The organism is Ignavibacteriota bacterium (genome assembly GCA_016716225.1).
Lineage (GTDB): Bacteria > Bacteroidota > Ignavibacteria > Ignavibacteriales > Melioribacteraceae.
On sequence record JADJWT010000001.1, the window covers coordinates 538,702 to 551,287 of the forward strand.

13 protein-coding genes are annotated in these 12,586 nt (G+C 27.4%); 1 reads left to right on the forward strand and 12 read right to left on the reverse strand.

Features of this window, described 5'->3' with window-relative positions; all coding sequences use genetic code 11:
- Window positions 1–145 precede the first annotated feature (145 nt).
- The 6 genes from IPM32_02305 to IPM32_02330 all read right to left on the reverse strand — a co-directional run bounded on the left by IPM32_02305 (window position 146) and on the right by IPM32_02330 (window position 5,434).
- Window positions 146–613, reverse strand: a complete 468-nt coding sequence (locus tag IPM32_02305) for a hypothetical protein (protein MBK8944079.1) — start codon at window positions 611–613, stop codon at window positions 146–148.
- Window positions 614–853: 240 nt separating this feature from the next.
- Entirely contained in the window at window positions 854–1,408 is a 555-nt protein-coding gene (locus IPM32_02310) for a T9SS type A sorting domain-containing protein (protein ID MBK8944080.1), read from the reverse strand.
- A 549-nt stretch (window positions 1,409–1,957) separates the two neighbouring features.
- Window positions 1,958–2,389, reverse strand: a complete 432-nt coding sequence (locus tag IPM32_02315) for a hypothetical protein (GenBank protein MBK8944081.1) — start codon at window positions 2,387–2,389, stop codon at window positions 1,958–1,960.
- Between the two features lie 244 nt (window positions 2,390–2,633).
- Complete coding sequence (locus tag IPM32_02320; GenBank protein ID MBK8944082.1) at window positions 2,634–3,308, reverse strand: hypothetical protein; 675 nt, start codon at window positions 3,306–3,308, stop codon at window positions 2,634–2,636.
- A 149-nt stretch (window positions 3,309–3,457) separates the two neighbouring features.
- Window positions 3,458–3,907 (reverse strand): hypothetical protein, encoded by a 450-nt coding sequence (locus IPM32_02325; GenBank protein MBK8944083.1) that lies wholly within the window; start codon window positions 3,905–3,907, stop codon window positions 3,458–3,460.
- A gap of 864 nt (window positions 3,908–4,771) precedes the next feature.
- The gene (locus IPM32_02330; protein ID MBK8944084.1) at window positions 4,772–5,434 is read right to left on the reverse strand and encodes a hypothetical protein; all 663 of its coding nucleotides are present in this window, start codon (window positions 5,432–5,434) and stop codon (window positions 4,772–4,774) included.
- A gap of 510 nt (window positions 5,435–5,944) precedes the next feature.
- Here IPM32_02330 and IPM32_02335 point away from each other — a divergent pair.
- Complete coding sequence (locus IPM32_02335) at window positions 5,945–7,261, forward strand: IS110 family transposase (GenBank protein MBK8944085.1); 1,317 nt, start codon at window positions 5,945–5,947, stop codon at window positions 7,259–7,261.
- A gap of 31 nt (window positions 7,262–7,292) precedes the next feature.
- Here IPM32_02335 and IPM32_02340 read toward each other — a convergent pair whose 3' ends face one another.
- From IPM32_02340 to IPM32_02365, 6 genes are all read right to left on the reverse strand, one after another.
- Window positions 7,293–7,871, reverse strand: a complete 579-nt coding sequence (locus IPM32_02340; protein MBK8944086.1) for a hypothetical protein — start codon at window positions 7,869–7,871, stop codon at window positions 7,293–7,295.
- A 231-nt stretch (window positions 7,872–8,102) separates the two neighbouring features.
- Window positions 8,103–8,597, reverse strand: a complete 495-nt coding sequence (locus IPM32_02345; protein MBK8944087.1) for a hypothetical protein — start codon at window positions 8,595–8,597, stop codon at window positions 8,103–8,105.
- Between the two features lie 281 nt (window positions 8,598–8,878).
- A complete protein-coding gene (locus IPM32_02350; GenBank protein MBK8944088.1) occupies window positions 8,879–9,193 on the reverse strand; it encodes a hypothetical protein in 315 nt (104 codons plus the stop codon).
- A gap of 348 nt (window positions 9,194–9,541) precedes the next feature.
- Window positions 9,542–10,093 (reverse strand): DUF5063 domain-containing protein, encoded by a 552-nt coding sequence (locus IPM32_02355; protein ID MBK8944089.1) that lies wholly within the window; start codon window positions 10,091–10,093, stop codon window positions 9,542–9,544.
- A 1,134-nt stretch (window positions 10,094–11,227) separates the two neighbouring features.
- Window positions 11,228–12,265 carry a site-specific integrase gene (locus IPM32_02360; GenBank protein MBK8944090.1) on the reverse strand — a complete coding sequence of 346 codons (1,038 nt, stop codon included), beginning with the start codon at window positions 12,263–12,265 and terminating at the stop codon, window positions 11,228–11,230.
- The gene (locus tag IPM32_02365; protein ID MBK8944091.1) at window positions 12,249–12,554 is read right to left on the reverse strand and encodes a helix-turn-helix domain-containing protein; all 306 of its coding nucleotides are present in this window, start codon (window positions 12,552–12,554) and stop codon (window positions 12,249–12,251) included. The genes IPM32_02360 and IPM32_02365 overlap by 17 nt, the downstream gene beginning before the upstream one ends.
- Between the last annotated feature and the right edge of the window lie 32 nt (window positions 12,555–12,586).

Consider the following 12,586-nt stretch of genomic DNA (forward strand, 5'->3'; position numbering starts at 1 on the left):
AAAAACTGCGACACAATTTGCTAAATTGTTCCGTCAGCTGACGGATCACTGTAACAAAATACCAAAATTTACTTTCTAACTTTTATTTTGCACAAAACCCAAGCCGAAACGACGGTCGGGTTGATTTGTTGGTTAGGCAAATTTTTTATGGAAAAGTAAAAATTGGTTTTTTACCAGTCCATTTCTCTGTATTGAGTATCTCATTTATTTTAATATATAAATTCTTCAATTCTTCTGGTGCTGAGCTATCACCAAAATAATGTTCTATTCTTTTATATTTTCCTTCCATATCTATTGATGTAATTGCTGAAGCCATATCAGTAACATGTATTGCATTATATTTATCTTTTAATAAAAAATAATTACATTCATCAAATGCATTTGTTAGCTTTTTAATTTGTTCTAAAGTGACCGACTCATAAATTGTATCTTTATTTGAAACATATCGTTTCCCTACATATCTCAAAATACGATCACTGCTGATTGTAATTTCATATACAGGGCAACCTCCTCTACAAGAAAGTTGATTATAATACATTGTTTCAAGTAATCTATCTTCTTCTTCACAACCATTAATTATGAAGAATAAAATAATAAATAAATATTTTCTCATTTTAATTTGCCTAACGGCGTGGCAAATAACCCGTCCGCCCAAAACAACTATTTTATTAAATAACGATTGGTTTATTTTAAAGAGCAGTTTTTATTTTTCCATTTACAAAAACTGCGACTTACTTTTCTAAATTGTACTTCACTTTAACAAAAAACTAATATTTACTTTCAAACTTTCTGTTTACAACCAAACCAGAATTGAGCGAAGCGGTCGGGTTGATTTGTTTGTTATACGTTATTATTATTTTAACAAAACAAATTTTTTAGATTGAGAAAAGTTTTCAACTTGCAACTTATAAAAATATATTCCACTTGATAGATGTTTTGCATTAAAATCTATTACATAATTTCCTAATGCTTTTTCTTGATTAATTAATGTTTCAATTTCGTTACCAAGAATATCAAATATTTTTAATGTAATAATACTTTTAGTAGGAATTGAAAAATTTATTTTTGTACTTGGATTAAATGGATTTGGATAATTTTGATATAAAATAAAATCTGTTTTGATTTCTTTATCATTTTCTATACTTGAAATAGTTTGACCGTATTTTTTTCCATCAATTTCACATCCTAGCAAATATTCTGGGACCCAATTATTCCAACTAGTTGCCCATAATGTATTAAATCCAATACTATCTGAATAACTATAAAAATCGTATTGAGTAAAAGAGAAATAATAAGTATTTAAATTTCTACTAAATACATTCTCAATTATTATTGTATCTAAAATCGCTGGATATGGTTCGTTATAAAATGAAATTACTGAATCACTTATTTTCATATCATAATCCATAATTAATCTATTTGGATATTCAATGATTTTTCTTCCTTCTAATCTAAGATAAGAATAGCCTTCTTCTAATAAGTTAATTGAAGAATCTGAATTGACTTCAAACATATTAAATTTAGAATAATAATTATTATCTTCAAGAAGAGTATCTTTTTCAATTTCTAATTTTAATCTAACAACACTATCAGTCCCTTTTGAAAAAAACCATTTATTTCCAACACTCAACGGAAAGTATGAAAAACCCTGTGCTAAATTAATGTTAGATATTTGTATTATAAACATTAAAAAAAGTAATCTGATAATTTTCATATTTTTTCTCATAACGTATAACGGCGTGACAAATAACCCGCTGCCCAAAACAACAATTTTAAGTTTATTCGTTTCTGCCATAATTTATAAAAACAGTTTTTAAATTGTTTTTACAAAAACTGTTTTTTGGTTATTTAAATTTACTTTCAATGTTGAACAACAAATTTAAACGATTTTTCAAATTTAATTTTTACCACAAATGCCAGCCTGCTTACGCAGTCGGGTTGATTTGTTGGTTATATTTTATTTATCTAATAATGATGGCATTTCTGTAGCAGTTTCTTCAAACGAATATTTGATTACTGTTATTTTACCTTCAATTTCATAGAATATTATATCTAAAACCATTGGAAAATTTTCATGATATATCAAATACCATTGGTTTGTTACTTTTCCAACACTTTTACTCCAAACTAGTTCACAATCTAATATTTTACCGTAAACTGATTGAAGATTTTGTATTTGAGTAATTTGGTTATTTTTATTTGTTTCTACACCAAAAATAGTATTATATAAAATCGTTCCTTCACCAATTAAACTAGCCAATCCATTTTCAAATTGTTCATTTTTCAGCAATTCAATTGATGATTTAACTCTATTTTCATATTCTTGATTTTGTGCAAATATTGTTAATGTAATATTTAGAAAAATTGTAATTAAAATAATTTTTTTCATATGACTCCTTTTTATAAAATATAACGGCGTGGCAAATAACCCGCCCGCCCAAAACTCAATTTTATTAAATAACGAATGATTTATTTAAAGAGCAGTTTTTAATTTTATTTTACAAAAAACTGCGACTCAACTTTCTAAATTGTGCTACACTTTTACAAAAAACTTAAAATTACTTTCTAACTTTTATTTTGCACAAAACCCAAGCCGGAACGGCGGTCGGGTTGATTTGTTGGTTATACAGCATTTATAATTTTGTTTGTATATATGATTGGTACATAAAATATATTGATATTAACCAATACAAAACTTGTATTATCTTTACAATAATACCACTATATTTTTTCTCTTCATCAATTCCAAAATATTTAGATAATTCTTTCGGAAAAAATATTATAAATTCAATCCAAAATAACGGGTTAAAACTTTTGAGAGCTTGAACTTTATAATATCCTTTAGCACGTTTCATAATTTCAATAGATTTCCCCATAATATCACTATTTAAAAGCAATAAATTGTCAAGTGCTGAAATACTTTGTTCTTTAGTATAACCAAGCCCTAAAGGTTTCATGTATGATTGTTTTTGATCTTGAACTCCAGTATTTAAAACTACCTTCTTGATTTCAATTTGATTTTCTTGTACCCAATCACCAGCTTTCCCGGCTGCTTCTTTTTGACTTTCGGTTGATTCTTCAAATTGACCTTGAATATAAATTTCTTGTTTCTTTAATACTTTTTTTAAATAATAAAACTTGGATATATTTAGGAGAAACCGAATTATTATGCTCAGTATAAAAAGTGATATGAATATGTAATTATCTTCCATAACTATTTTTTTTTGCTGTATAACGGAGTGGCAAATAACACGCCGCCCATAATTAACAATTTTACAAAATAACGAATTTATATTTTTACAAAACAATGTTTAACTTATTTCACAAACATTGTTTTTTCACTTTCTGAATTGCCCAATCTTTAACGAAAAACTTAAATTAAACTTCCAATATTTCTATTTACAAATTTTCGCCAAGTGAAAACGGCGGTCGTGTTGATTTGTTTGTTATAAAGCTTTTACATATTTAATATATCATTAATACTTTTACTACTATTTAATCTATTCTGATATTCTTCTTTTTCTCTTTTCTGTTCTTCTAATTGTTGTGACCAATTATATTCTTTTAACCAATCACTAACTACATATTTTATCACAAAACAATAAAAATAAAATATAAATAATGAGATCATTAAAATGATTGGAAAACTTTCTTTTTCAATTCCGACAATTTGTGATATTATTATTGGTAGAAAAATCATTATTATAAAAGCTGTAAACCAGCCAAATCTTTTTTCTTTAAATAAAACATATAGTAAAAATGGAGTAAATAAAATAGCAGCTAAACTAGTTAAGATTAATGCGATTACATGAAAATATGATAATGCGAGAAGAATTGAAGTCGATAATTGATAGTTTAAAATTGTGCTAAATGTGTTAACAAGATTATAATTGTATATTTTATTCATATTTTTCTCAAGCTTTATAACGGCGTGGCAAATAACCCGTCCGCCCAAAACAACAATTTTATTAAATAACGAATTTATATTTTTACAAAACAATGTTTAACTTTTTCTTACAAACATTGTTTTTAAACTTTCTGAATTGACTTCACTTTAACAAAAAATTTAAAATTACTTTCTAACTTTTATTTTGCACAAAACCCAAGCCGGAACGGCGGTCGGGTTGATTTGTTGGTTATATTGCTTTTTATTTTTATATATTAAAATTAATTGGATTGATTTACATTTTTAGAATTTTAGCCAAATTTATAGATAAAATAATTTAAGAATAAGTTTGAGATAGTTTTATCTTTTTTTGTTAAAATATACATTAATAAATAACCTTAAAAATATATTATATAATAGTAAAAAAATATAAAATCCAAGTTATAAAACTGATAATATAACTGAGCAAAAGCCATTTACTAAAGATAATCCCTTTTGGAGTTAATCCTTTTTCTGGATCAAAAATACTCAGACTAATATCTTTTATTTTTTGAGATTGAGTAAGAAGTGTTAGAATAATTGAAAATATATTAGCAATAATTGCTATGTAATAAAATAATTTCATGTTTATTTAAATTGCAATATAACGGCGTGGCAAATAACCCGCTGCCAATAACTGCAAACTTAAGTTAATTTGTTTCCGCTAAAATTTATAAAAACAGTTTTTAAATTGTTTTTACAAAAACTGTTTTTTGGTTATTTAATTTTACTTTCAATATTAAACAACAATTTTAAACGAACTTTCAAATTTAATTTTTACAATAAATGCCAGACTGCGCACGCAGTCGGGTTGATTTGGTGGTTAGGCATTTATTTAAAATTTAATTACAAATAATATGTTAGCAATAAATTTAGCTCAGAAGTATTATAATCAATCCATTCATAAGTGCCACCATCTCTTGTAAACTCTCCATTTTTTGGTATTGAAGTTAATCCAAAATTATAGACAGATTTAATCCCAAATTTTTCTTGGGATATTAATACGACATATTCTAAACCTAATCCGATGGCAAACTGAATTTGGTTCATTTCATTTGTAATCTCTCGTTCTTCTGATGTCATTTCTTCTGAAATACTAGGAAATTTAATTTTACTTTTAAAAATATAAGATGGCTGAATATTCAATAATGCATTTGTATTAATAATATCAACATTATACTTAACTTGAAAAGGAATAGATAAAATATAATTATCAACAGTAAAAAATTCTCCTTCTGCGAATCCAAAAGGTGACATATCCAAATATCTAAATAAATCATGATATCTTAAACCAGCTGTAAGAGAAAAACCATATAATGAATAAACTTGATAATTAATCCCAAAAGTTAATTGCGGTTTAAACTCAGCATCAAAATCATTATTAACATTTAACTCATAATTAAACCAAGACTGACTTAATCCTAATTCAATCTGAAATAATTTTTCTTGTGATAGAAGAGCGGAATTCAAAAATAATAAAACAATTATTACATGATTAAATTTTAACATTTTTAGCTCCAAATTATTTGATAATAAAAATGTATCTAAACTTAACTTATTCTAAAAGTCAATTGGAAATGCCTAACGGCGTGGCAAATAACCCGTCCGCCCTAAACAACAATTTTATTAAATATCGAATGATTTATTTTAAAGAGCAGTTTTTAATTTGGTTTTATAAAAAACTGCGACTTACTTTTCTAAATTACACTTCACTTAAACAAATAACTAAAATTGAAACAAAATTTTCTGTTTACAAACCAAGCCCAAATTAGCGGAGCGGTCGGGTTGAGTTCGCCATAAAGACCTTGTCTTTATTCAAAAATCAAATGACCTTTGTGTTGATAATCCGTGTAAAAATGATAGTCCAGCTAATTGATGCTTTCATGCTCGTGGTTGAGTCTTGTTGTCGAAGATTTGTAATTCAATAATTGGTGTTATACTTCTTTTCTGGAAAACCCGCTTGGCAGCCTACTTTTTTACATCTTCGAACACGGAATTAAATAATTAACTGGAGTTCATATGAAACAAAAAAATATCAGAAAAATCAATCACACTGCTGCCGGTATTGATATTGGTTCTACTGAAATATTTATCGGCATTGAAAACAAACCGGTTTTATCTTTCCCAACTTTTACTGAAAGTTATATTAAAGCTATTGAGTATCTTATTGAAAATAATATTACTACCGTTGCTATGGAAGCCACCGGTGTCTATTGGTACGCTCTCTATGATATGATTGAACAAGCCGGCATTGACGTACATCTTGTTAATGGAAGAGCAATGCGAAATGTCCCCGGTAGAAAAAGTGATGTTCAAGACTGTCAATGGCTCCAAGAACTTCACAGCTATGGTCTCCTTCGACGTTGTTTTATCCCAGATGATATTACTCGTCAACTTAGAACCTATACTCGTTTACGTCAAGATCATCTCTCTTTAGCTACTCAACATATTCAACATATACAAAAAGCTTTTGATTCAATGAATATTAAACTTCACAATGTTATTAGTCAAATCAATGGCACCAGCGGTTTACGTATTATTAAAGCTATTATCTCCGGTCAAAAAGATCCAATAAAATTAGCATCTCTTTGTGAAAATAGTATTATTAAAAAGAAAAATGATTTAGTAATTAATTCCCTTAAAGGTAATTACCGTAATGATTACATTTTTGCCTTAGAACAAGCTTTTGATGGTTATCAGTTTTATTTAGATAAAGTATTCTTATGTGATAAAAAAATTGAAAATCTTTTAGAGCTAATTACTAAAGACAAACATGTACCAGAAAAACTTAATCTCCCTAAACGAGTTAGACACAATGCTCCACAAATTCAAGACCTTCACTTAATGCTAATGAAATTAACCGGTGGTAATGATCCTTCCCAAATTACCGGTCTTACTGACAAAACTCTTTTGGAGATTATTGCTGAAACCGGAACTGACTTATCCAGATGGCCTACTGAAAAACATTTTACTTCTTGGCTTTGTCTTGCTCCTGGTAAACACTCCTCGGGTAAAAAAAATAAAACCAGAAATAAAAAAGGTCACACTAAAGCTGGTCAAATTTTTAGAAACGCTGCCTATGCTTTAACTAATAGTAAACATATTGCTCTTGGCGCTTTTTATTATAGAATAAAAGCTAGAAAAGGACCCCTTATTGCTATTAAAGCTACTGCTAGAAAAATTGCTGTTCTTTACTACAATATTATGACTAAAGGTATTGAGTATGTTGAAAAAGGCATTAAAGATTATCAACAAAAAGTCAAAGAACAAAAAATTAAATTTTTACAAAAACAAGCCAAACAACTTGGTTTTAATTTATCGCCAATGATTACTTAGTGGTCATTGGCATTTGTTTGTTATACGTATTTTACAATATTTTAATATATACTAATGGAAATTCAATTTTAAACCACTTTACAAATTTTGAATAATTATTTCCAAATTCATAATTTAATTTGTCCCACATTTCATTTTCAGAAAAAGGTTTTAATTCATTTGAAAAATTTTTGAAATTATCTAAAATTGTAAATGATTTTTGCATTTCATCACTTAAATAAAATATACTTCTATGTTTATTTAATTTCCAACATTTATCATTAATTGTTTTTTGACAATTCCAATTTTCTGGCAAATCACCAATTAGTAAAAATGATAATTCAGTAAAAAAAAGAATTACAGAAACATTAACTCGATCAATATTATCAGATTGCTTAATCGTATAAATAGCTTTATCACATAATTCAACTAATTTAGTTATATGAATATTGTCAATGTTGACCAAATTTATTTTTATAGATCTTTTTAAAGAAGAAATAATTGATGAGTATATTTTTTTTAATCTTGTAATATTATAATGTCCAGTTGCTCCGTGATAATTCGCTTGACCAAAAAGTGTTTTTAATAAACCTTCAAATTCTATTGGAATTGTGAATTCTTCTTTTTTCATAATACGTATAACGGCGGCACAAATAACCCGCTGCCTAAAACACAATTTTATAAAATAACGATTGGTTAATTTTACAAAGCAGTTTTTATTTTGCCTTTAGCAAAAACTGCGACTTAACTTTTTGAACATTGTTCACTTTTAGCAAAAATTACAAAACAATTTTCAATTTATATTTTTATACAAAACCCAAACCAGTACGGCGGTCGGGTTGATTTGTTTGTTATACCACTTTTAAAATATTGATTTTATTTTCTCTATTATTTTCTTTTTTAATTTATATGTTGTTGAAAATTTAGTTAAATCACCATTTAACAATTCTACGTTCTCAAGCAATATTTTTATATTTAATCTTAATTCTCTATCAAATTGTTGCAATTTTTGTATTTGAAAATCAAAATTATGAATTAAATTCTTTTCTGGTAAACATTCTTGAGGTAATTCCATTTCTTCAATCTGAACAAGATTTTTTTTGTATTCATCATTTGAAATTAATTCTCTAATTGCAAAATAACTTGATGATTTTTTTGAATCTGACTTTTCATAAGTTTTTATATCCATTCCAACAAATGAATTTACTCCAATCCCAACATTTATTGAATAATTTTCTTTCTTATATTCAATGTAATTTTCATAAGCAATATTATAGAAATTTGGTTTACTAAAATTATGTTCAATTACTAAAAACGATAATCTTTCTTTCACTAAATTTTGAATATTATCAAACATTCTTTTGTTTTTTTTTAGTGGTATAACGGCGTGGCAAATAACCCGTCCGCCCAATACAACAATTTTATTTAATAACGATTGGTTAATTTTACAAAGCAGTTTTTAATTTTCATCAACAAAAACTGCGACTCACTTTTCTAAATTGCACTACACTTTTACAAAATACTTAAACTTACTTTCAAACTTTATTTTTACAAATTCGACCCAAACGAGCGAAGCGGTCGGGTTGATTTGTTGGTTATGCACAATTTTAGATTTATTCAAATTAATTATTTATTTATTTATTTTATATTTTCATTAAGTAGTTTTACTCTAAAGTCTTCTGGTTTCGAATTTGGCAACAAACTAAATTTACTCTTTGATGAATCTGATGGAGGTAGAGGTATTATTTTAAAGTCTTCATTTTGTTTATTATTATTTTGAGCATCTAATAGTAGTTTATTTAATAATTGATCGACTTTTTGCTTTGATAATTGATTGTCTTGCAATTGCTCACTTTTATTCTTCAATGTGTCAATATTATTTTTATCTTGATTTTGAGAAAATATTGAAGTTGATAAAACAATTATTATAAATATTGAATAATTTATTTTCATTTTAAACCTCATTTTAATTTCTCATTAAACTTTTTACAAATATTATTTTTTTTATGTTTCAATAATATTTAGCTATTTCTAACTTTTTTTTGTGCATAACGGCGTTGTGCTTAACCCGCAGCCCATAACAAGACTGCCGAATGAAACTACAACTGTCAATGATTAAGCAAACCGTACTTATCTTTCTTTGCAAGTACGGTTTGCAAGTTAATTAATTTAGTAAGAACACCTGGAACAAGTTTGCCGAAACGGAACGACCAACATTAAAATTATAAAAAAGCCGAATGCGAAAGCGCTGTCGGGTTGAAGCACTGGTTATATGGCGTTTTGAAATTATATTATTTAAAATTACTTTTTTCCTTCATACCATAAATAATGGAGTGCTCTCATTGCATCTATACAATGATTTCCCCAATGATATTTAAAACCAAAATTTAATTGCCACAAAGCATCTTCTATTGCTTCATCGGAATTAAGTTTTATTTTTTCCAACTCTCTTTTCAGATCTTTGTAAATGTCCCCGAAATCATCTTCTAATGAAGCAAGAACAGTTTTATCTTCTTCCCTTGAATCAGTTGGATCAAAAACTTCCCAATACAAGATTTCCTTTTTAAGATTAGAAATTAGGTTTCGATTTTTTGATTCTATATTAATGTTATTATTTATTTCTTTATCAGCATCAGAATATTTTAAGGAAATATCTTCTAAATGGTAACCAGATATATATAATTCTAATAATGAAGAATGAGCATAATTCATAAAATCTTGAAATGATATTTCTTCATTTTCAAGTAAACTTACAAAATTTTGAGCAGCTTTTAGGAATATTTGAGTTGATCCCTTTTCAAGAAATATTTTTATGTCTTCAGAAATATTATTTGACATATTTGTTTTAGCCATATAACTATATATTAAGCAGAATAGCCCAACTCATATTGAAAAGAGTTAAACAAGCAATTTCTTCTGCTTTTGTATTTTCTAATATCTACTTAAAATTTTTATAACTTGTTATAAAATATACTTTTACAACAAAATACAAACTTATATTTTGATCTGATATGCGGAATTTTCTTCCGCTTTTCATTCCTTCAATATCATTATTTTACTTAAATAACTTTCTGCATAATATTAACTTACAATTATTAAGTATTTGTGTTTTAATACTACATACAAAACTTAATTACTTAATTTTATTTATCAACAATTATGCTAATTTTATAGAACTTAAAAAAAGCTTCGCCAATTAACCTACATTAACAATTATTTTATAATTTTAACTTAAATCAAAAATACAATATAAGAGAAAAATATCTTTTTGTAAATACGTATAAGTACGTACAAAGTAAAATTTCATATAAACTGGGTTGCTCACACAGTGTTCTACACCTATGGTTCGAACCCTTGTGAGAAACATACGGGTAGCTCGCAATGGATTTCATTTACCTCCCCTATCTGAATATTTTCAACTACTAAGATGCTAATGTCGATGTATGATTTATAGAAATGTTTTTAATACTTCCTGATCGCCGGCGGATCAAGATTTTCTTTTTCTACTTCTTCGTTTCCCCATTTTTACTGATTAGTTGATTGATTTGATTTGTGAGAAAGTTGGGAAGTTTGGATAAATTGTGTTAAAACAGCTTATTTTTATGTGGAATTTTATGAGAGAATTTGGAAAGATTATTTCGGAATGTACTTCCAAAAGTTCTTCCTTAAATATTTCTTTAAAAAACAAAACCCTCATAAGATATTATCTCATAAGGGTTTAGGGGAGTGAGCGCGGGTGGTCTCGAACCACCGACCCTCTGCTTAAAAGGCTCCCTTAAGTTTCAAATATTGAGATTTTAAGCTATTTTTCAAATCTTTTTCATCCATATTGTTTTATTTCAGATTCAAACTACTACGATTTCTACTACGATTTATTGTTACTTATTCTGAAACCCAATACAAGTATTAATTCTTTGACACTTCGACAAAATGACACTTCGACAAATAAATTTATGGTACCAATAAATTATTTTTTATTGAATGGATTTACTTTGTAGGAAATTCTAATTTGTTCAATTCCAATGCTTGTTTGGTAAGATTAAGTTGGTTATAATATTTCTGTGTTGTGTTTATTTGCTTATGTCCGGCAAGTTTTGACACTGTTGCTAAATCCATACCGCTTGCATGAGCCAATGTAATAAACGTCTTTCTGAATGTTCTCAAAGTGTAACCTTTGTTCTGAAGCTTTTGCTTAGTCAAATATCTTCGATATGCCTTACCTATATTGTTGATTGATTCGTATTCAAGAATTTTCCCTTCCTTAACTTCGCTAATTCTTTCCTTTAGAATCGGAATCAGATTAGGATGCATCGGAACCATAAAATGTTCATTTGTCTTTGGAGAATAATATGATAAAATATTATCTGTGAAATTAATATCACTAACTTTCAATTCATAAATGTCCGACGGTCTCAATCCTGTATAAATGAGCAGGTTAAAAGTCGTTCTGAAATTCGAGTTCTTTGTTTTCAATCCATCAATTAACTTTTTGAGATCTTCACTTGAGAAAACAATAATAGGTTTGACCGCTCTTTTAAATGTGACATCTTTGTTTAACTTGAACATTGGAACATAATTATATTCAAACAGGAAGTTCAGAAATTTCTTCAGGACTTTGCTAATTTTAAATAAAGTATTCTGTTGATAATTTGAAGTTCGAAACGATGTCAGCCATGCCTCACAGCTTAATTTTGTAAGCTGAAGGCACGACTCATCTTTATTAAATTTCTTATTTAACTTTTCAAAGAACCAATCATATTCATCAATAGTACCCGGTGCTTTGTTGGAATTATTTCTATAGAAATGTTCAATAGCAATGCTTAGTTTATCTTTTACAATTCCGATTTGGTTTAATTTATTTATTTTATTTTGCAGTTCTAATTCAAATGCTTTTTTTAATCTCTCGGCAATCTTTAAATTCTCAGAGTTGTATTTTAAACCAAGAGCTTTACTTTTAGGTTTACTTTCAAAAGTATCATACCAGGAAATGTAAATTTTATTATCCTTTTTATAAATGCTTGCCATCTAATATTTCTCCTTTTATTTTATTAAATATTTCAACCGTATTAAATTCATCCATTGCGGCAACATCTGAATGATTACTGAATTCAAATACTGATGTTGGGGTGCTTGTGTATTGAATGCTTTCGTTTATGTATCTCACAATTTCTGTGTATGGAATAAATCGTTTCTTTCCCAGAAGAATAAAACCGATTTTGCCTTCGTTAATTAATGCGTATAACCGCTCTTTGCCGATGTGCATTAGCCCGGCGGCTTTTGATATTGTTATTAATTCTAATTCATTATTTTTCATAATTCACCTAATCAGTGCGTAAGTGCACAAGT

What these genes read in the sequence shown, in the direction of transcription:
- IPM32_02340 (MBK8944086.1), bottom strand. Translation starts at nt 7,871, where the DNA reads ATGAAAAAAGAAGAATTCACAATTCCAATAGAATTTGAAGGTTTATTA.
- IPM32_02365 (MBK8944091.1), bottom strand. Translation starts at nt 12,554, where the DNA reads ATGAAAAATAATGAATTAGAATTAATAACAATATCAAAAGCCGCCGGG.
- IPM32_02325 (MBK8944083.1), bottom strand. Translation starts at nt 3,907, where the DNA reads ATGAATAAAATATACAATTATAATCTTGTTAACACATTTAGCACAATT.
- IPM32_02315 (MBK8944081.1), bottom strand. Translation starts at nt 2,389, where the DNA reads ATGAAAAAAATTATTTTAATTACAATTTTTCTAAATATTACATTAACA.
- IPM32_02330 (MBK8944084.1), bottom strand. Translation starts at nt 5,434, where the DNA reads ATGTTAAAATTTAATCATGTAATAATTGTTTTATTATTTTTGAATTCC.
- IPM32_02355 (MBK8944089.1), bottom strand. Translation starts at nt 10,093, where the DNA reads ATGGCTAAAACAAATATGTCAAATAATATTTCTGAAGACATAAAAATA.
- IPM32_02345 (MBK8944087.1), bottom strand. Translation starts at nt 8,597, where the DNA reads ATGTTTGATAATATTCAAAATTTAGTGAAAGAAAGATTATCGTTTTTA.
- IPM32_02350 (MBK8944088.1), bottom strand. Translation starts at nt 9,193, where the DNA reads ATGAAAATAAATTATTCAATATTTATAATAATTGTTTTATCAACTTCA.
- IPM32_02305 (MBK8944079.1), bottom strand. Translation starts at nt 613, where the DNA reads ATGAGAAAATATTTATTTATTATTTTATTCTTCATAATTAATGGTTGT.
- IPM32_02360 (MBK8944090.1), bottom strand. Translation starts at nt 12,265, where the DNA reads ATGGCAAGCATTTATAAAAAGGATAATAAAATTTACATTTCCTGGTAT.
- IPM32_02335 (MBK8944085.1), top strand. Translation starts at nt 5,945, where the DNA reads ATGAAACAAAAAAATATCAGAAAAATCAATCACACTGCTGCCGGTATT.
- IPM32_02310 (MBK8944080.1), bottom strand. Translation starts at nt 1,408, where the DNA reads ATGGATTATGATATGAAAATAAGTGATTCAGTAATTTCATTTTATAAC.